Annotated in this window: 16 protein-coding genes; 4 read left to right on the top strand and 12 right to left on the bottom strand. The window is 70.1% G+C overall.

Going from position 1 to position 18495, the window contains the following annotated elements; all coding sequences use genetic code 11:
- Position 1 precedes the first annotated feature (1 nt).
- The 3 genes from BLW84_RS35900 to BLW84_RS35910 all read right to left on the bottom strand — a co-directional run bounded on the left by BLW84_RS35900 (position 2) and on the right by BLW84_RS35910 (position 4958).
- Positions 2–484 (bottom strand): DUF4233 domain-containing protein, encoded by a 483-nt coding sequence (locus BLW84_RS35900; protein WP_177226872.1) that lies wholly within the window; start codon positions 482–484, stop codon positions 2–4.
- Positions 481–1848 carry a bifunctional tetrahydrofolate synthase/dihydrofolate synthase gene (folC, locus tag BLW84_RS35905; protein ID WP_093274954.1) on the bottom strand — a complete coding sequence of 456 codons (1368 nt, stop codon included), beginning with the start codon at positions 1846–1848 and terminating at the stop codon, positions 481–483. Before folC ends, BLW84_RS35900 begins: the two co-directional genes overlap by 4 nt.
- Positions 1849–2237: 389 nt before the next feature.
- The gene (locus tag BLW84_RS35910; RefSeq protein ID WP_093274957.1) at positions 2238–4958 is read right to left on the bottom strand and encodes a valine--tRNA ligase; all 2721 of its coding nucleotides are present in this window, start codon (positions 4956–4958) and stop codon (positions 2238–2240) included.
- A 126-nt stretch (positions 4959–5084) separates the two neighbouring features.
- On the opposite strand from BLW84_RS35910, the gene BLW84_RS35915 reads away from it, so the two are divergent.
- On the top strand, positions 5085–7382 hold the full coding sequence (locus tag BLW84_RS35915; protein WP_093274960.1) for an FdhF/YdeP family oxidoreductase: 2298 nt from the start codon (positions 5085–5087) through the stop codon (positions 7380–7382).
- Positions 7383–7425: 43 nt separating this feature from the next.
- On the opposite strand, the gene BLW84_RS35920 is transcribed toward BLW84_RS35915, so the two are convergent.
- The 3 genes from BLW84_RS35920 to BLW84_RS35930 form a co-directional block, all read right to left on the bottom strand.
- Positions 7426–8031 (bottom strand): YwqG family protein, encoded by a 606-nt coding sequence (locus BLW84_RS35920; RefSeq protein ID WP_093275051.1) that lies wholly within the window; start codon positions 8029–8031, stop codon positions 7426–7428.
- A 413-nt stretch (positions 8032–8444) separates the two neighbouring features.
- Complete coding sequence (locus BLW84_RS35925) at positions 8445–9230, bottom strand: SDR family NAD(P)-dependent oxidoreductase (RefSeq protein ID WP_093274962.1); 786 nt, start codon at positions 9228–9230, stop codon at positions 8445–8447.
- A gap of 9 nt (positions 9231–9239) precedes the next feature.
- Entirely contained in the window at positions 9240–10298 is a 1059-nt protein-coding gene (locus BLW84_RS35930) for an SDR family oxidoreductase (protein WP_093274965.1), read from the bottom strand.
- Between the two features lie 71 nt (positions 10299–10369).
- Here BLW84_RS35930 and BLW84_RS35935 point away from each other — a divergent pair, with 71 nt between their 5' ends.
- Positions 10370–11296: a LysR family transcriptional regulator gene (locus BLW84_RS35935; RefSeq protein ID WP_093274967.1), complete on the top strand. Its 927-nt coding sequence runs from the start codon at positions 10370–10372 to the stop codon at positions 11294–11296.
- Between the two features lie 170 nt (positions 11297–11466).
- Here the strand turns inward: BLW84_RS35935 and BLW84_RS50515 are convergent, their stop codons facing one another.
- Positions 11467–11574: an MFS transporter small subunit gene (locus tag BLW84_RS50515; RefSeq protein ID WP_425441805.1), complete on the bottom strand. Its 108-nt coding sequence runs from the start codon at positions 11572–11574 to the stop codon at positions 11467–11469.
- Positions 11571–12908, bottom strand: a complete 1338-nt coding sequence (locus BLW84_RS35940) for an OFA family MFS transporter (RefSeq protein WP_093274970.1) — start codon at positions 12906–12908, stop codon at positions 11571–11573. Before BLW84_RS35940 ends, BLW84_RS50515 begins: the two co-directional genes overlap by 4 nt.
- A 105-nt stretch (positions 12909–13013) precedes the next feature.
- Between BLW84_RS35940 and fdhD the strand changes: the two genes are divergently transcribed.
- A complete protein-coding gene (gene fdhD, locus BLW84_RS35945) occupies positions 13014–13850 on the top strand; it encodes a formate dehydrogenase accessory sulfurtransferase FdhD (protein WP_093274972.1) in 837 nt (278 codons plus the stop codon).
- A gap of 73 nt (positions 13851–13923) precedes the next feature.
- Entirely contained in the window at positions 13924–14799 is an 876-nt protein-coding gene (locus BLW84_RS35950) for an alpha/beta hydrolase (RefSeq protein ID WP_093274975.1), read from the top strand.
- A 7-nt stretch (positions 14800–14806) separates the two neighbouring features.
- On the opposite strand, the gene BLW84_RS35955 is transcribed toward BLW84_RS35950, so the two are convergent.
- The 4 genes from BLW84_RS35955 to BLW84_RS35970 form a co-directional block, all read right to left on the bottom strand.
- On the bottom strand, positions 14807–15445 hold the full coding sequence (locus tag BLW84_RS35955) for an RBBP9/YdeN family alpha/beta hydrolase (RefSeq protein ID WP_093275054.1): 639 nt from the start codon (positions 15443–15445) through the stop codon (positions 14807–14809).
- Positions 15446–15606: 161 nt separating this feature from the next.
- The gene (gene clpX, locus BLW84_RS35960) at positions 15607–16887 is read right to left on the bottom strand and encodes an ATP-dependent Clp protease ATP-binding subunit ClpX (protein WP_093274979.1); all 1281 of its coding nucleotides are present in this window, start codon (positions 16885–16887) and stop codon (positions 15607–15609) included.
- 230 nt (positions 16888–17117) lie between these two features.
- Positions 17118–17750 carry an ATP-dependent Clp protease proteolytic subunit gene (locus tag BLW84_RS35965; protein WP_093274981.1) on the bottom strand — a complete coding sequence of 211 codons (633 nt, stop codon included), beginning with the start codon at positions 17748–17750 and terminating at the stop codon, positions 17118–17120.
- 39 nt (positions 17751–17789) lie between these two features.
- Positions 17790–18413 (bottom strand): ATP-dependent Clp protease proteolytic subunit, encoded by a 624-nt coding sequence (locus tag BLW84_RS35970; protein ID WP_010695833.1) that lies wholly within the window; start codon positions 18411–18413, stop codon positions 17790–17792.
- Between the last annotated feature and the right edge of the window lie 82 nt (positions 18414–18495).

Consider the following 18495-nt stretch of genomic DNA (forward strand, 5'->3'; position numbering starts at 1 on the left):
GTCAGTCGGTCTTCTCTGGCGGGAAGCCCGGCGGGTGGCCGAGCTGGTCGTAGAGCTGGCCTTCGCGCATGCGCCGGGCGACGTCGTGGCGCAGGTACAGCATGTAGGCCCAGACCGCGGCGAACACCGCGCCCATGATCCCGACCGCCGGGTGCACGAAGAAGCAGAGCACCATCGCGACCTGCAGGGCCAGCGCCACGCCGAGGCCCCACGGGCGGCGCTGCACGAACGCCGCCGCCAGCATCAGCACCGACAGCACCGCCACGATGGTGAAGCCGATGCTGGAGACGCCGCTGCCGAGCTTCCAGACCACCGGCAGCGCGAGCATGAACGCGATGAACTCCAGCACCAGGGTGCCCGCCATGATCCCGCGCAGACCCTTCCACGGGTCGCGCACGCCGGGCGGCGCCTCGGGCAGTCCCTTGTCCGGTTCTGGATTCGGCTGATCGGTCACGACGGCTCCAGTGTCTTGCGGTTCGCTCACGCGGGCTCCTTGCCGAACAGGGCGCGCGCCTCGCCCGCCGTCACCACGGACCCGGTGATCACGATGCCGCCGCCGGAAACCGATTCGCCGGGCTCGTCGGTCTCCTCGGCCAGCTGGATCGCGGTCTCCACCGCGTTGTCCAGCCGGGGCTCCACCACGATGCGGTCCGGGCCGAAGATGTCCTTGGCCACGCCGGCCAGCACGTCGGGATCCATCGCCCGCGGCGAGGAGTTCGTGGTCAGCACGATCTCCTCGACCACCGGTTCCAGCTCGGCGAGGATGCCGCGCGCGTCCTTGTCGCCGAGCACGCCGACCACCGCGACCAGCTTGCGGAAGGAGAACTCGGAGCTGAGCGCGTCGGCGAGGGCCCGTGCGCCGTGCGGGTTGTGGGCCGCGTCGACCAGCACCGTCGGCGCCGCGCGGACCCGCTCCAGGCGCCCGGGCGTCACGACGTTCGCGAACGCGTCGCGGACCCGCTCGACGTCGAGCTGCCGGTCGGCACCGGCGCCGAAGAACGCTTCGACCGCCGCCAGCGCCAACACGGCGTTGCGCGCCTGGTGTTCTCCGTGCAACGGCAGGAAGATCTCGTCGTACACGCCGCCCAGGCCCTGCAGCCGGAGCAGCTGGCCGCCGACGGCGACGGTCCGCGAGAGGACGCCGAACTCCTGGCCCTCACGGGCGACCGTGGCGTCCACCTCGGCGGCCCGCTCCATGATCACCTTCTGCGCCTCGGCGGGCTGCGCCGCGACCACCGCGATCGAGCCGGGCTTGATGATCCCGGCCTTCTCCCCGGCGATCGAGGCCAGGTCGGTGCCGAGGTAGTCGGCGTGGTCGAGCGCGACCGGGCAGACGACCGCGATCTTCGCGTCGGCGACGTTGGTGGCGTCCCAGCTGCCGCCCAGGCCGACCTCGATCACCGCCGCCTCCACCGGGGCGTCGGCGAAGGCCGCGAACGCCATCCCGGTGAGCACCTCGAACTTGCTCATCCGGACGTCGCTGCGGGAGTCCACGATGGACACGTACGGCGCGACGTCGCGGTAGGCCTCGACGTAGCCCTCGGGGCTGATCGGCGCGCCGTCGATGCTGATGCGCTCGGTGGCCAGCTGCAGGTGCGGGCTGGTGTAGCGGCCGGTGCGCAGCCCGAGACCGCTCAGCAGCGCGTCCGCGATGCGCGACGTCGACGACTTGCCGTTGGTACCGGAGATGTGCACGACCGGATAGCTGTGCTGCGGATCGGCGAGCAGCTCGGTGAGCGCCCGGATCCGGTCGAGCGACGGTTCGATCTTGGTTTCCGGCCAGCGTTCGTTGAGCTCGGCCTCCACCACGTGCAGTTCCTGCATCGCGGCGGGATCGGTGCCGGACAAGTGCTCACTCCCCTGCGAACGGCGAAACGACGAGGTCAGTCTACGTCTCGCCGGTCGGCCGACCGGCGAAGACCCGCGCCGATGATTCCCGGTTCCCGGAATCCGCGATCTCGCCCCGCCAAATCTCCGGCAAGGTTAGGCATGGCTAAGTAACGAAGGGGTTGAGCATTGCCCGAACCAACCTGGCCGCGTCGCTGCGCCGGCACTGGGTCCGATCGGGCCTGCCGAAGAACAACATCATGTTCTGCGGCTACTGGCGGATGCCGTGACCGCGGCCCGAGCCCGTGTCCGGAAAGGCGAAAGCGGCGATTTCGCGAGAAATCGCCGCTCCCCACGCCTACCGGATGGCGATTTCGCGCGAAATCGCCACCCGGCACGCTCGCGACCGATCAGGCCTCCGGCAGCGCAGCCAGACGCGCGTTGATGCGGGCGATGTCGGCCTGCGCCGTTTCGCGGCGGGCCTTGATCTTGTCCACCACGTCGGCCGGGGCCTTGTCCAGGAACGCCGGGTTGTTCAGCTTCTTGTCGGTGCCCGCGAGTTCCTTCTCCGCCACGGCCAGGTCCTTGGCCAGCCGCTTGCGCTCGGCGGCCACGTCAACCGCGCCAGAGAGGTCCAGCTCCACCGACACGTTGCCGCCGGCCAACCCGACCTCGATCGACGCCGACGAGGTGAACTCGTCGCCCGGCTCGGTGACCCGCGCCAGCGCCCGCACCGCGGGCACGTGATCGGCCAGCCCCAGCTCCGCGACGCCGCCGAGCTTGGCCGCGACCCGCTGCCCCGGCTTGAGGCCCTGATCGGACCGGAACCGCCGGATCTCGGTGATCAGCTTCTGCGCCGCCGTGATCCGCTCCGCGGCGGCGGGGTCGGCAGCCGCCCCGGACACCGTCGGCCAGTCCGCGATCACCACGGACTCGCGGCCGGTCAGCGCGGTCCACAGGGTCTCGGTTATGAACGGGATCGTCGGGTGCAGCAGCCGCAGCAGCACGTCGAGCACGTACCCGAGCACCTCGCGGGTCCGCTCCGCCCGCTCAGCAGCGTCTTGCGGGACACCCGCACCCGGTCGCTGATCATGGGCTGGCGAAGAATTATCGCCCATGCCAGCTCCAGAAGCATCCAGCTGGACCTTGGACAGCTCCAGGTACCAGTCGCAGAACTCGTCCCAGGTGAAGTGGTAGAGCGCCTCGGTCGCCTTGGCGAACTGGAAGTCCTCCAGCAGTTCGTCCACATCGGACACCAGCTGGTCTACACCGTCCAGGATCCACCGGTCCGCGTCGGTGAGCTCGCCGCGGTCGGCCAGCCGCTCGGGCACCTTAGCGCCGTTCATCATCGCGAACTTGGTGGCGTTGAACAGCTTCGTGCCGAAGCTGCGGGACGCCGCCACCCACTCCTCGCTGATCGGCGAGTCGGTGCCGGGGTTCGCCCCGCGCGCCAGGGTGAACCGCAGCGCGTCGGTGCCGTAGGTGTCCATCCACACCAGCGGGTCGACGGTGTTGCCCGCGGACTTCGACATCTTCTTGCCGTGTGCGTCGCGGACCATGCCGTGCAGCGCGATGACCCGGAAAGGAATGGCACCGGAGGGTTCACGATCACTCATCGCGTAGAGGCCGAGCATCATCATCCGGGCGACCCAGAAGAACAAGATGTCGTAGCCGGTCACCAGGACGCTGGTCGGGTAGAACTTCCGCAGGTCCGCGGTGTCCTCCGGCCAGCCCATGGTGGAGAACGGCCACAGGCCCGAGGAGAACCAGGTGTCCAGCACGTCCTCGTCCTGGTGCCAGCCCTCGCCCGTCGGCGGCTCCTCGTCCGGCCCGACGCAGACGACCTCGCCGTTCGGCCCGTACCAGATCGGGATGCGGTGGCCCCACCACAGCTGCCGCGAGATGGCCCAGTCGTGCAGGTTGTCGACCCAGTCGAAGTAGCGCTTGGCCATCTCCGGCGGGTGGATCGCCACCCGGCCGTCGCGCACCGCGTCGCCCGCGGCCTTGGCCAGCGGACCGACCTTGACGAACCACTGCAGCGACAGCCGCGGCTCGATCGGCTCCTTGGACCGCGAGCTGTGCCCGACGCTGTGCACGTACGGGCGCTTCTCCGCGACGATGCGGTCCTGCTCGCGCAGCGCCTCGCGGACGGCGACCCGCGCCTCGAACCGGTCCATGCCGTCGAACTGCGTGCCGGTGTGGGCGATCCGGCCCTGCTCGTCCATGATCGTCAGCATCGGCAGGTCGTGCCGCTTGCCGATCTCGAAGTCGTTCGGGTCGTGCGCCGGGGTGACCTTGACGGCGCCGGTGCCGAACTCCGGGTCCACGTGCTCGTCCGCGACGATCGGGATCTTGCGCCCGGTCAGCGGCAGCTCGATCTCGGTGCCGACCAGGTGCCTGTAGCGCTCGTCGTCGGGGTGGACCGCGACGGCGGTGTCGCCGAGCATCGTCTCGATCCGGGTCGTGGCGACCACGATCGAGTCGTCGCCGTCGCCGTAGCGCATGGAGACGAGCTCGCCCTCGACCTCCTTGTGCTCCACCTCGATGTCGCTGATCGCCGAGCGCATGTTGGGCGACCAGTTGACCAGTCGCTCGGCCCGGTAGATCAGCCCGTCGTCGTAGAGCTTCTTGAAGATCGTCTGCACAGCGCGGGAAAGCCCGGCGTCCATGGTGAAGCGCTCGCGGCTCCAGTCGACGCTGTCGCCGAGGCGGCGCATCTGGTCCAGGATCGCCCCGCCGTGCTTCTCCTTCCACTGCCACACGCGGTCCAGGAACGCCTCGCGGCCGAGCTCGCGGTGGTCGACGCCCTCCTCGCGGAGCTGCCGCTCGACCAGCGCCTGCACCGCGATGCTCGCGTGGTCCATGCCCGGCAGCCACAGCGCCTCGTAGCCCTGCATCCGGCGGCGCCGGGTGAGGATGTCCATCAGGGTGTGCTCGAAGGCGTGCCCGATGTGCAGGCTGCCGGTGACGTTCGGCGGCGGGATGACGATCGAGAACGGCGGCTTGTCGCTGTTCGGGTCGGCGGTGAAGTATTCGGCGGCTACCCAGCGCTCGTACAGCTCGGCCTCTACGTCGGCCGGATTCCAGGTCGACGGAAGTTCACGTTGCTGAGCGTCATGGGTCTGTGTCACGCACCGGATTCTACGAGTGCCTGTTCAGCGCGTTTTCCGGGCATTGGACTGCGCGGCGACCAGCGCGGTTGTGACTCCCACCACCCCGGCCGTGCCCGCCTGCTCGCCGTGGCGCACGCTAGGCGAATGTCGCGTGGAGCGCCCGAGAAGGACATTGACGAGAACGGCCTCCGAGTCGGTCCGCCCGGCCACGCTGCGGCGGGCGTGAAGGGCGTCCTGGTCTCGCTGCAACGCAGCTGGGAGCAGATGGGCCTGACCCGCACCGCGCGGACGTTGCCGCTGCTGAACCAGCGCGCGGGCTTCGACTGCCCCGGGTGCGCGTGGCCGGACCCGCGCGAGGCCGAGGGCGACAAGCGGAAACTCGCCGAGTTCTGCGAGAACGGCGCGAAGGCGGTCGCCGAGGAGGCGACGACGCGGCGGGTCGGGCCGGAGTTCTTCGCCCGCCACCCGGTCGCCGAGCTCGCCGGCAAGACCGACTACTGGCTCGGCCAGCAGGGCCGGCTGACGCAGCCGATGATCCTGCGCGACGGCGACAGCCACTACCGGCCGATCGGCTGGGCCGAGGCGTTCGAGGTGATCGCGGCCGGTCTGCGCGGGCTGGCCTCGCCCGACGAGGCCGCGTTCTACACCTCGGGCCGCACCAGCAACGAAGCCGCGTTCCTCTACCAGCTGCTGGTGCGCAGCTTCGGCACGAACAACCTGCCGGACTGCTCGAACATGTGCCACGAGTCGTCCGGGTCGGCGCTGACCGAGACCATCGGCATCGGCAAGGGCTCGGTATCGCTGTCCGATGTGGAGCACGCGGACCTGGTGCTGGTGGTGGGCCAGAACCCGGGCACCAACCACCCGCGGATGCTGTCGTCGCTGGAGAAGGTCAAGCGGCGCGGCGGGCGGATCATCGCGGTGAACCCGCTGCCGGAGACCGGGCTGATGCGGTTCAAGAACCCGCAGAACGTGCGCGGTGTGGTCGGCGACGGCACCCAGCTGGCCGACGAGTTCGCGCAGATCCGCATCGGCGGCGACCTGGCGCTGTTCAAGGCCCTCAACGCGCTGGTGCTCAAGGCGGGCGCGGTGGACCAGGAGTTCATCGACGCGCACGCGCACGGCTTCGACGAGTTCACCGCCCAGGCCCGGGAGGTCGACTGGGAGGCCACCGCCGAGGCCACCGGGCTGGACCGCGAGCAGATCGAGCGCATCGCCGAGATGCTGATCTCCTCGCAGCGCACGGTGGCGTGCTGGGCGATGGGGCTGACCCAGCAGAAGCAGGGCGTCGCCACCATCCGCGAGATCGTCAACCTGCTGCTGCTGCGCGGGATGATCGGCAAGCCCGGCGCCGGGGTGTGCCCGGTGCGCGGCCACTCCAACGTGCAAGGCGACCGGACGATGGGCATCTGGGAGAAGATGCCGGAGAAGTTCCTGGCCGCCTTGGAGCGCGAGTTCGGGGTGCCGGTGCCGCGGGAGCACGGTCTGGACACGGTGGACACCATCCGCGCCATGCAGGCCGGCCGGGTCAAGGCGTTCGTGGGGATGGGCGGGAACTTCGTCTCCGCGACGCCGGACACCGACGCGACCATTCGGGCGCTGCGCGGCTGCGAGCTGACGGTGCAGGTGTCCACGAAGCTCAACCGCTCGCACGTCGTCCCGGGCCGCACCGCGCTGATCCTGCCCACGCTCGGCCGCACCGAACGCGACGCGCAGGGCACCGGCGAGCAGTTCGTGACCGTCGAGGACTCGATGTCGGTGGTGCACGTCTCGCGCGGACGGCTCGCGCCGGCGTCCGAGCACCTGCTCTCCGAAGTCGCGATCGTCTGTCGGATGGCGCGTGAACTGCTCGGCCCGGAGCACCCGGTGCGCTGGGAGTCCTTCGAGCGCGACTACGACCTGATCCGGGACCACATCGCGCAGGTGGTGCCCGGCTGCGAGGACTACAACCGGCGGGTCCGCGAACCGGACGGCTTCGTGCTGCCGCACCCGCCGCGCGACAGCCGCACGTTCCCGACCGCGACGGGCAAGGCGAACTTCACGGTGAACGTCCCGGAGCCCATCCGGGTGCCCGCGGGGCGGCTGCTGCTGCAGACGATGCGCAGCCACGACCAGTACAACACCACGATCTACGGGCTCTCGGACCGCTACCGCGGCATCGAGGACGGCCGCCGCGTGGTGCTGGTCAACGGCGAGGACATCGCGGAGCTCGGCTTCGCGGCGGGAGATCTGGTGAACGTGATCTCGGAGTGGACGGCGCCGGACGGCTCGGTCGAGGAGCGCCGCGCGGAGCGCTTCCGGATCGTCGCCTACCCGACCGCGCGGGGCTGCGCGGCGGCCTACTACCCGGAGGCCAACCCGCTGGTGCCGCTGAACTCGGTGGCGGAGAAGTCGAACACGCCGGTCTCCAAGGCCGTCGTCATCCGCCTCGAACGCAGCTGACGGGCTCGTGGGTGGCCCTCGGCGGGAGAGCCACCCACGAGAACTAGCTGCACTGCCAGAGGAAGCGGCCCTGGCCGGTCTTCTCGTCGATGAAGGCGTAGGCGACGCCCGCGTCGCCGAGGTTCATGTCGAACGGCTCGTCCGCGCTGTCCAGCTGCGCCACGAACCGCCAGGTGCCGGGTTCGTCCGGCCACTCCTCGCCCTGCAGCCAGACCGGTTCGCCCCACAGCCGGCTGCGCAGGTCGTCGTCCTCGTCGTCCACCGCGTCCGGGTCGTGCGGCGCCAGTTCCGCGTGGTGGTCCGGGCCGAACGTCGGGCCTCGGCGGATGCTGGCCACCTGGTAGAACTCCGCAGGCTCGCCGGGCTGGGCGAAGAAGGCGTTCTCGCCGGCGGTGGGGTCGTAGGTGCCGTCGACGAACTCGTCGGAACCGTCCTCGGTCATGAACAGGTAGCCGAGCCGGACCTCCTCGCCCGGCAGGCGGATCTGGCCGATGAACCGCATCGGGCGGCCGGTGTCGGCGGACAGCGGCCAGGTCGGGTCGGCCAGCCACACCGGCTGGCCGCCGAACTTCGTGATCGGTTCGGTGATCGGTTCCGACGCCTCCACGAAGCGCAGGTTCTGCCGTTCGAGCGGAGTGCTGGTGGCCATCGCTTTCCTCACTGTGCGGGGTGCCTCGCCGACGGTAGCGCCACCGGCCGTCAGCGCGGGGCCGATCACCCTGAAACGGTCCAGCCGCGAACGCCGGTCCGCGACTTCCATTGAAGTCGAAGGTCCGATTTCAAGGAGCGTTTTCGTCGTGGTTGGTGACCGCAGCCGCGACAGCCAACGGACCGTATCCCGGAAGCAGTCGCATGCGCCGCAGGCGCATAGCCCACCTACGCAGCTTGCACCGCTGCGGGTTCTCAGCGTTCGCCTGGCGAAGACGGCCCAACCACCGTGCATCGGACACACATCAGGTTGGGCACCCACAGCCCAGGCGGACGCCGAGGTTCCGCCACCCGCACCGCCACGCAAAACGAGAATGAAAAAACCTCAACGGAAATCGCGGCAGCCGCGACATGTCACAGCTGGCGGAGGGCTCCGCCGTCGACCGCCCACTCCGCTCCGGTCACCTGGGCCGCCAGCGGGGACAGCAGGTACGCGATCACCCGGGCCACGTCGTCCGGGGCGCCGAGGCGGCCCGTCGGCAGGCGGCGGACGTCCCGGACGAAGTGCTCCACCGCCTCCTCCACCGGCAGGCCGAACCGGTCCGCCAGCTGCGCCGCGAAGCCGCCCGGCGCGTCCCACAACCAGGTCCGGGTCGGGCCGGGCGCGACGACGTTGGAGCGCACGCCGCGCGGCCCGAACTCGATCGCCAGCGCCTTGGACACCGACAGCATCGCGGTCTTCGAGGCCGCGTAGTCGATCACCGGCACGTCCGTCAGGCGCGCCGCCTCGCTGGTCACGTGCACCACGCTGCCCGCGCCCTGCGCCAGCATCGCGGGCAGCGCCGACCGGGTCATGCGGATCGCCGAGTGGAAGTTCAGCTCGAAGGTCCGCTGCCACTCCTCGTCGGCGACGTCCAGGAAGCCGGCGCGCGACCGCAGCCCGCCCACGTTGTTCACCAGCCCGTCCAGGCGGCCGTGCCGCTCCAGCGCGGCCTTCACGACCCGCTCGGCGGCGTCCGGGTCGGTGACGTCCGCCGCCACCGCGCTGATCCCGCTGCCGAGCTCGCAGATGCCGTGCGGGGTGCGCGCCACCCCGACGACCTTCGCGCCCTCCGCCGCCAGCAGGCGGACGGTCGCCTCGCCGATGCCCGCGGAGGCGCCGGTCACCACGAAGACCTTGTCGGCCAGTTGCAGATCCACCAGGGCTCCTCAGGGAATGACGCGGCGGGCGCGCAGGTCGTCGAAGATCTCCAGGAACATCGCCTCGGTGTCGACGAACTCGTGGAACCCGAACCGGCGGGCCTTCGAGCCGTCGGCGAACATGTCGTAGTCCCAGGAGAAGACGAAGTCGCCGAACCCCCAGGACGAAACCTCCTGGTACGCATGCGGTTCCAGGCCGTGCTCGGCGACCATCTCCTGCCACAGCTCGGCCTTGTCGGCCATCACGTCGCTCAGCGACATCGGCAGCGGGTCGGCGACCGCCAGGCCGAAGTGCGCGGCGATCTTCGGCCACAGCTCCCGCCAGCGGAACAGATCGCCGTTGTTGATGTTGAACGCCTGGTTCTCGGCCCGCTCCGAGGTGGCGGCCCAGACCGTCGCCTTCGCCAGCAGGCCGGCGTCGGTCATCTCCAGCAGCGAGTCATAGGCGCCGGGCTTGCCGGGGAACCGCAGCGGCAGGCCGAGTTCCTTCGAGATCGCCGCGTAGACCGCGATCACCATCGCCAGGTTCATCGGGTTGCCGAGCGCGAATCCGGCCACCACCGACGGGCGCAGCGCCGTCCAGGTCCAGGCCTTGCCGTGCTGGCGCCGTTCCAGGAACTGCTGCTGGGAGGCCATGAACTCGGGCGGCATCGGCCGGGCGTCGGTCTCGCGGGCCGGCGTCTTGAACGGCCCGAGGTGCGCGCCGTAGACCTTGTAGCCCTGCATGAGGCTGATGTGCCGGAGGCCGGGCGCGGCGGCTTCGACCGCGTCGACGACGTTGGTCAGCATCGCCATGTTCGGCGGGACGAGTTCGGCCCAGGTCGGGCGGTCCTGGTAGGCCGCGTAGAAGAGGTGCGTGACGCCGGTGAGCTCGCGCAACTTCGCCCGGGTGTCCGCCGGGTCGAGCAGGTCGACGGCCACGTACCGGACCCGCTCGGTGTTCTCGCCGCCGCGCCGGGACAGCCCGATCACCTCCCAGTCGGGCAGCGTGGCCAGGTGCTCGACGAGGTTGCGGCCGATGACCCCGTTGGCCCCCACTACCAGGGCGACCTTGGTGTTGTGCTCCATGCCGACAACACTCGTCGCCAGCGACCTATAAGTCCAAGTCTTGTTCTTTCTGGCAGTGATAAGTTCTGTTCATGCCAACGCTGCGGCAGTTCGAGTACCTGGTCACGGTGGTGGCGGAGGGTTCGTTCACCCGCGCCGCGGAGCTCCTGCACGTCACCCAGCCCGCGCTGTCGCACCAGGTGCGCGCGCTGGAGCGGGAGGTCGGCGGCCCGCTGCTGGAGCGTCTGCCGCGCGCGGTGCGGCTGACGCCGATGGGCCGCGCGATGCTGCCGCACGCCCGCGCCACGCTCGCCGACGCCGAGCGCGCCCGGCTGGCCGCCCGGCAGGCGTGCGGGCTGGAAAGCGGCGAACTGCAGCTCGCGACGGTGTACTCGATCAGCCTCGGCGTGCTGCCGCCGGTGCTGCGCGCCTGGCGCCGCGAGCACGCCGGTGTCCACATCAGACTCTTCGAGCACCGGCACACCGACGAGCTCCGCGCCGCGATGACGGCCGGGCAGGCCGATCTCGCGGTGGGGCCGCCACCGTCCGATTGGGACGGTCCGGTGCACACCCTGGGCGTGGAGGAGTTCGTCGTCGTGCTGCCGCCGGACGATCCGGTCGTCGGCGAGGGCGCGACGCGCATCGAGCTCGCGGCGCTCGCCGACCGGGGATGGGTGCACTACAGCCCGGAGAACGGGCTCTCCGACGTGCTCGAACAGGCCTGCGCCGGTGCCGGCTTCCAGACGCGGGCCGCGATCCGCACCGAGCAGACCGCCGCAGCTCCCATGCTCGCCGCCGCCGGGCTGGGCCCCGCGCTGGTTCCGGCGAACATCATCCCGACCCGATTCGACGGCGCGCTGCTGCGCCCCGATCCGCCCGTGCACCGGACCCTGACCGCCTACACGCGCAGCGGCCCGGACCCGCTCACCTCGGCCTTCGTCGACACCCTCGCCCGCAAGGCCGCGGTCCTCCCCGACCACGTCCGCCGCCGCCTCGCACCCGCGAAGACCGGCTCCTGACCAGGTAAAACCCCACTCCAACCCGCGTGTCGGCTAGACGGCGCAGGCGTCGTCGGCGGCCCGCCGGGCGACGATCCCGCCCTTCTACCGGGCGGCCGGCGTCACCTGGTGGCTCGTCCAGTTCCCCGCGGTCACCTCTGTCCACGAGGTGACCGCGGCCATCGACCGCGCTAGCCGGTGAAGAGCTGGGTGACCTTCTGGACGAGTTGGTAGACGCCGTAGGCAAAAGGCAGGCCGACCCACGCCCACGCGAGGACGAGCAGTGCTCGGCGGTTCATCGCTCACCTCCGGTGGCCGGTTCGTGGAACCGGGGATGGACCGGCCGCACCAGCTCGTTGGCCACGAACCCGACGACCAGCAGGCCGATCATGATGTAGAGCGAGGTCGTGTACAGGTCCGGCCCGGTGGCGCCGGCCGCCTTGCGGACGTCGGCGATCGCGTTGACGATCAGTGGCCCCAGCACCCCGGCCACCGACCACGCGGTGAGCAGCCGGCCGTGGATGGCGCCCACCTGGAGACCGCCGAACAGGTCCTTCAAGTAGGCCGGCACCGTCGCGAAACCGCCGCCGTAGAACGACAGGATCAGCATCGCGCACAGCACGAACACCGGTACCCCGGTCGCGCCGAAGAGCATGATTCCCAGGTACAGCAGCACCCCGCCGCCCAGGTAGAGCCGGTACACGTTCTTGCGCCCGATGATGTCCGATGTGGACGACCAGACGAACCGCCCGGCCATGTTGGTCAGCGACAGCAACGCGACGAACCCGGCCGCCGCACCCGTCGCGACCGGCGTCGAGCTGTCCGCGAAGAAGCCGACGATCATCGGCGACGCCTTCTCCAGGATGCCGATCCCCGCGGTGACGTTGCAGCACAGGACCACCCACAGCAGCCAGAACTGCGGCGTGCGCACCGCGTTGCGGGCCGTCACGTTCGCCGTGGTGATCATCGGGCTCGCGGTCCGCTCCGGCATCCCCGCCGGCCGCCAGTCCGGCGGCGGCACCCGGACCAGCAGCACGCCCAGCGACATGAACACCGCGTAGACCAGCCCGTGCACCAGGAACGTCAGCGCGATCCCGGAATTGCCGGTGCCGAAGGACTCCAGCATCTGCGCCGACCACGGCGAGGCGATCAGCGCGCCCCCGCCGAAGCCCATGATGGCGATGCCGGTCGCCATGCCCGGCCGGTCCGGGAACCACTTGATCAGCGTCGACACCGGCGAGATGTAGCCGATGCCGAGCCCGATCCCGCCGACGAACCCGTACCCGAACACCACCAGCCAGTACTGGCCGATCGACACCCCGAGCGAGGAGAGCAGGAACCCCGCCGAGAAGCACGTCGCGGACACCGTCATCGCCCATCGCGGGCCGCGGCGCTCCACCAGCGTCCCGCCCAGCGCCGCGGACAGCCCGAGCATCACGATGCCCAGCTGGAACGGCAGCGCGCTGAGCGTCCCGGACAGGCCGAGGGTGTCCTCCAGCGGCGGTTTGAAGACGCTCCACGCGTAGACCTGCCCGATCGACAGGTGCACGGCGAGCGCGGCGGGCGGGACCAGCCACCTGTTCCAGTCGTGAGGTGCGACGATTCTGTTGGGGGCGAGCAGGTCTGCGACCATGGGACCTCCCCGATGCGGCGTTGATCACAGCGCGGCTGAGCATACGGTGTACAAGGGCATTCGGACGAGGACGATTTCGCCGATGCGGCCGGTAGGGAGGACCCGATGGGACGCGTCACCGTGCGACGACCGGTGCTGAAGATCGCCGCCGACGGCAGCCGGAGCCGGCCGGACACGCTGGCCGCCGAGGAGCCGCTGGAGATCCGGGTCAACGGCGCGCCGCTGTCGGTCACCATGCGCACGCCCGGCCACGACGTCGAACTCGCGCACGGGTTCCTGCTGACCGAAGGCGTCATCCACGACAAGGCCCAGCTGTCCACGGCCCGCTACTGCGACAGCCCAGGCCCCGACGGCCGCAACACCTACAACGTGCTGGACATCCTGCTCGCCCCCGGCGTCCAGCCGCCGGACGCCTCCGTGACGCGCAACTTCTACACCACGTCGTCCTGCGGGGTGTGCGGCAAGGCCGCGCTGGACTCCGTCCGGCTCAGCACCCGGCACTCCCCCGCCGACGACCCGCTCACGCTGGACACCGACACCCTCGCCGGCCTCCCGGACCGGCTGCGGGCCGCGCAGCGCGTCTTCGACACCACCGGCGGGCTTCACGCGGCGGGCCTGTTCGACGCCGACGGCGAACAGCTCGTGGTGCGCGAAGACGTCGGCAGGCACAATGCCGTCGACAAGGCCCTCGGCTGGGCCGTGCTGGCGGACCGGGTGCCGCTGACCGGCTGCGTGCTGATGGTGTCCGGCCGGGCGTCGTTCGAACTCGTGCAGAAGGCCGCGATGGCCGGGGTGCCCGCGCTCGCCGCGGTGTCCGCGCCGTCGTCGCTGGCCGTGGACCTCGCGGCCGAGCAGGGCATGACGTTGATCGGCTTCCTCCGCGGCCGCACCATGAACGTCTACACCGGAACCGAACGCATCGTGACGAAGGACATCGCGTGATTGCGTCCCACTCGGTTGGTGCCGGCGCACCCCGTTGGCACGATGAAGTCGGACGGCGAAAACGGGAGGGCGCATGGGCGACGGTGAATCGCGCGGCCGCATGCTCGGCAGGCGCAGCGTCCTCGCCTCCGGCGTCGCCGGGCTGGCCGCGCTGAGCATCGGGCTGACCGCCGACCTCGACACGCGCCCGGCGGCTCAGTTCGTGGACGAGTCGAACGTGCTCATCGAGCAGGTGTACTCGCAGGCCCGCAACTGCCCCGTCCACCTGGTCACGATGTTCCCGAAAGGCGTTGCTCGCGAAGGGCTTCCGGTCTGCCTGATGCTGCACGGCCGGTTCGGCGACGCGCGCAAGTCCGCGGGCGGGCTGCCGACCTGGCTGTCCGACTCGGTGGCCGCGCGCCGCATCCCGCCGTTCGCGTTCCTCGCGGTGGACGGCGGCGGGAACAGCTACTGGCACCGGTGGCCGGGCGACGACCCGATGTCGATGCTGCTCGACGAGGTGCCGCGCTGGCTGGCCGAACGCCGCCTCGGCGGCCCGAGCGGCCAGCCGTTCGCGGCGGCCGGCATCTCGATGGGCGGGTTCGGGGCGCTGCTCTACGCCCGCCGCCGGCGCGAGCAGGGCAATCCGCTGTCGGCCGCCGCCGTCGTCTCGCCCGCCCTGATCACCAGCTGGCGGGAGATGAGCAAGCGACGCGCCTTCGCCAACGAGGCCGAGTGGGCCGCGATGGACCCGCTCCGCCACGTCGACGAGCTCGGGGACGTGCCGCTGGGCGTGTGGTGCGGCACCGATGACCGCTTCATCGAGGGCACCCGCCGCTTCATCGGCGCGGCCCGGCCCGAGTACGCCTCGACCACGCCAGGCGGGCACAACAGCCGCTACTACCGGAAGGCCCTGCCGGAGGTCGTCGACTTCGTGGGCGGCCAGCTCGCCCGAACCCGCAAGAAGTGAGGGCCGGTCACACCAGCCGCAGCCGGTCCTGCGAGGGCCCCGCGGTGTAGGTGTCGGTGTCGAAGCGGTCGTTCAGCGGCACCGAGCCGTACAGGGCCCAGCGCAGCACCGACGGCCACGGGCCGTAGCCCGCGTCGGTGTTCAGGTGCTCGCCATCGAGAATCACGTCCATCTCGACCTGCAGGTCCGCAGCCAGCGCGTGCGCCCGGTACATCGACAGGTACGGGTCGCCGGTGCCCACCACGAGCCTGGTGATCCCGGCAGCGCGGCGCAGCGCCGCGGCGTCCGTGGGATAGGGCGTGATGTCCTGGGCGTCCGGGTGCTGCCAGTCCAGGGCGGGCGGAGCCACCAGCAGGACCCGGTCCGCGCGCCGGTCCCGCCCGGCGATCGTCGCGGCGTGGTGCAGCCACAGCGCCACTCCGCAGGAATGCACCGCCACGACGAGCTCGGCCTCCCGCGGCACTGCCTCCAGCCGCTCCCGCAGCACCTTCAGCCACCGGTCGAGCACCGGCCGGTCGGGATCGGGCAGGCGAGGCAGGTCCACCCGGACACCCTGCTCGCGCAGCTGCCCGGCGAGCCACTGCTGCCAGTGCCAGGGACCGGACCCGGTAATCCCGTGAATCAGCAGGACATGCATCTCGCTCATGGCACCGTTCCCGGAATCGTTCGTCTGGTCGCAACCAATGATCATCTAACCGCGCCGGATCCGCAGCGAGTGACCACGGGTGTCGGATCAGCGCAGAACGATCCGGGAAGCGGGCGACCTCCGGCGCCCGGCGGAACTGTTCGACACGAACCGACCAGGACTCAGGCGGACTTCTCGCGGCGCTCGCGGCGAGTGGCCTGGCGCGCGACGATCGTCGGGTTGACGTTCTCGCGAACCGTCTGCTCCGTGATGACGACCTTGGCGACGTCCGTACGGCTCGGGATGTCGTACATCACCGGCAGCAGGACCTCCTCCAGGATCGCGCGCAGCCCGCGCGCGCCCGTGCCCCGCAGGATCGCCTGGTCGGCGATGGCCTCCAACGCGGTCTTGGTGAACTCCAGCTCCACGTTGTCCATCTCGAACAACCGCTTGTACTGCTTCACCAGCGCGTTGCGCGGCTCGGTGAGGATCTGCACCAGCGACGGCTTGTCCAGGTTCGTCACGCTGGCCACCGTGGGCAGCCGGCCGATGAACTCCGGGATCAGCCCGAACTTGATCAGGTCCTCGGGCATCACGTCGGCGAAGTGGTCGGTGGTGTCGATCTTGGCCTTCGAGCGCAGCTCCGCGCCGAAGCCGACGCTGTGCTTGCCGACCCGCTCCTCGACGATCTTCTCCAGCCCGGCGAACGCGCCGGCCACGATGAACAGCACGTTCGTCGTGTCGATCTGGATGAACTCCTGGTGCGGGTGCTTGCGTCCGCCCTGCGGCGGCACGCTCGCGGTGGTGCCCTCCAGGATCTTCAGCAGCGCCTGCTGCACACCCTCGCCGGACACGTCGCGGGTGATCGACGGGTTCTCGCTCTTGCGGGCGATCTTGTCGACCTCGTCGATGTAGATGATCCCGGTCTCGGCGCGCTTCACGTCGTAGTCGGCCGCCTGGATCAGCTTGAGCAGGATGTTCTCGACGTCCTCGCCCACGTAACCGGCCTCGGTCAGCGCCGTCGCGTCGGCGATCGCGAACGGGACGTTGAGCATCTTGGCCAGCGTCTGCGCCAGGTAGGTCTTGCCGCAGCCGGTGGGGCCGAGCATCAGGATGTTCGACTTGGCCAGCTCGACGGCCTCTTCACCACGGCTCTCCCGGCGCTCACCGGCCTGGATACGCTTGTAGTGGTTGTAGACCGCGACCGACAGGTTCCGCTTCGCCGGGTCCTGCCCGATGACGTACTGGTCGAGGAACTCGTGGATCTCGGCCGGCTTCGGCAGCTCGTCGAGCTTGACCTCGCCCGCCTCGGCCAGTTCCTCCTCGATGATCTCGTTGCAGAGATCGATGCACTCATCGCAGATGTACACGCCGGGGCCGGCGATGAGTTTCTTCACCTGCTTCTGGCTCTTCCCGCAGAAGGAGCACTTCAGCAGGTCGCCGCCGTCACCGATACGTGCCATGACCGCTGACCCCGTCCCCTCCGGCGCGCCGTCCGGTAGCGCGCCTGACCGTATGTGCCTTCGACGGTACCTGGCGTTCCCCGGGTTCGGGGAGACTCACAGTGTCCGCCATTGCCGAGCGTGGTGTGACCAGCGCCGCATCCGGCGTGTCGTGCATGACGGCCGGGCGTGGCGCAACCACCACGCCCGGCCGTCCGCCCCGCCCTCGCGAGCGGAGCCGTGCAATCTCCTTACGCCTTCTGCGTCGAGAGCTTGCGGTAGGGCACGACCTCGTCGATCAGGCCGTACTCGGCGGCCTGGTCGGCGGTCAGGATCTTGTCCCGGTCGATGTCCTCGCGGATCTGGTCCTGGGACCGGTTGGTGTGCCGGGCCAGCGTGGTCTCCAGCAACTCCCGCATCCGCTGCACCTCGGCGGCCTGGATCTCCAGGTCGGAGACCTGGCCGTAGATGCCCTCCACCGACGGCTGGTGGATCAGCACGCGCGAGTTCGGCAGCGCCTGGCGCTTGCCCTTCGTGCCGGCCGCCAGCAGCACCGCCGCGGCCGAGGCCGCCTGCCCGAGGCAGATGGTGCGCACGTCCGGGCGGACGTACTGGATGGTGTCGTAGATCGCCATCAGCGCGGTGAACGAACCACCCGGCGAGTTGATGTAGATCTGGATCTCGCGATCCGGGTCGTCGGACTCCAGGAACAGCAGCTGCGCCATCACGTCGTTGGCCGACGCGTCGTCGACCTGGACGCCGAGGAAGATGATGCGCTCCTCGAACAGCTTGTTGTACGGGTTCGATTCCTTGACCCCGTACGCGGTGCGCTCGACGAACGAGGGCAGGACGTACCGGGACTGCAAAGACTCGTAAGGGTTCACGACAGGTGACTCCTCGTTGCTAGGTCTCGGGCGGGGTGATCAGCCGGGCAGGTTCGCGGCGCTCGCCACGTGGTCCACGAACCCGTACTCGCGGGCCTCCTCCGCGGTGAACCAGCGGTCGCGGTCCGAGTCCTGCGTGATCTTCTCCACCGTCTGACCGGTCTGCTCGGCGATCAGCTGAGCCATTTCCTTCTTGTGCCGGGAGAACATCTTGGCCTGGATCTCGATGTCCGAAGCCGTACCGCCGAGACCGGCCGACGGCTGGTGCATCATGATCCGCGCGTGCGGCAGCGCGAAGCGCTTGCCCTTGGCTCCCGCGGACAGCAAGAACTGCCCCATCGAAGCGGCCATGCCCATCGCCACGGTGGCCACGTCCGGCTTGATCAGCTGCATGGTGTCGTAGATCGCCATGCCCGCCGTCACCGAACCACCCGGCGAGTTGATGTAGAGCGAAATGTCGCGGTCCGCGTCCTCCGCCGCCAGCAGCAGCAGCTGCGAGCAGATCTGGTTCGAGATCGAGTCCTCGACCTGGGAGCCGAGGACGATGATGCGCTCCCGCAGCAGCCGCTCGTAAACCGAGTCGTTGAGCGAGAGCCCGTTCGTCCCCGTCCGCATGGACGGCGACTGCGCGTCGGACGTCGGAACAGTCAGGTGCTGCGTCACGTCTCCCTGCCTTCTCCCACAATGGGCCGTTGTCCACCGGGGCCACATCGGCCACTCCGCCCACTTCCACAGTGGACGGGCG

It is taken from the genome of Saccharopolyspora shandongensis (genome assembly GCF_900106995.1).
GTDB classification, from domain to species: domain Bacteria; phylum Actinomycetota; class Actinomycetes; order Mycobacteriales; family Pseudonocardiaceae; genus Saccharopolyspora; species Saccharopolyspora shandongensis.

What these genes read in the sequence shown, in the direction of transcription:
- BLW84_RS35915 (WP_093274960.1), top strand. Translation starts at nt 5,085, where the DNA reads ATGTCGCGTGGAGCGCCCGAGAAGGACATTGACGAGAACGGCCTCCGA.
- BLW84_RS35920 (WP_093275051.1), bottom strand. Translation starts at nt 8,031, where the DNA reads ATGGCCACCAGCACTCCGCTCGAACGGCAGAACCTGCGCTTCGTGGAG.
- BLW84_RS35930 (WP_093274965.1), bottom strand. Translation starts at nt 10,298, where the DNA reads ATGGAGCACAACACCAAGGTCGCCCTGGTAGTGGGGGCCAACGGGGTC.
- BLW84_RS35935 (WP_093274967.1), top strand. Translation starts at nt 10,370, where the DNA reads ATGCCAACGCTGCGGCAGTTCGAGTACCTGGTCACGGTGGTGGCGGAG.
- BLW84_RS50515 (WP_425441805.1), bottom strand. Translation starts at nt 11,574, where the DNA reads ATGAACCGCCGAGCACTGCTCGTCCTCGCGTGGGCGTGGGTCGGCCTG.
- BLW84_RS35940 (WP_093274970.1), bottom strand. Translation starts at nt 12,908, where the DNA reads ATGGTCGCAGACCTGCTCGCCCCCAACAGAATCGTCGCACCTCACGAC.
- fdhD (WP_093274972.1), top strand. Translation starts at nt 13,014, where the DNA reads ATGGGACGCGTCACCGTGCGACGACCGGTGCTGAAGATCGCCGCCGAC.
- BLW84_RS35950 (WP_093274975.1), top strand. Translation starts at nt 13,924, where the DNA reads ATGGGCGACGGTGAATCGCGCGGCCGCATGCTCGGCAGGCGCAGCGTC.
- BLW84_RS35955 (WP_093275054.1), bottom strand. Translation starts at nt 15,445, where the DNA reads ATGAGCGAGATGCATGTCCTGCTGATTCACGGGATTACCGGGTCCGGT.
- clpX (WP_093274979.1), bottom strand. Translation starts at nt 16,887, where the DNA reads ATGGCACGTATCGGTGACGGCGGCGACCTGCTGAAGTGCTCCTTCTGC.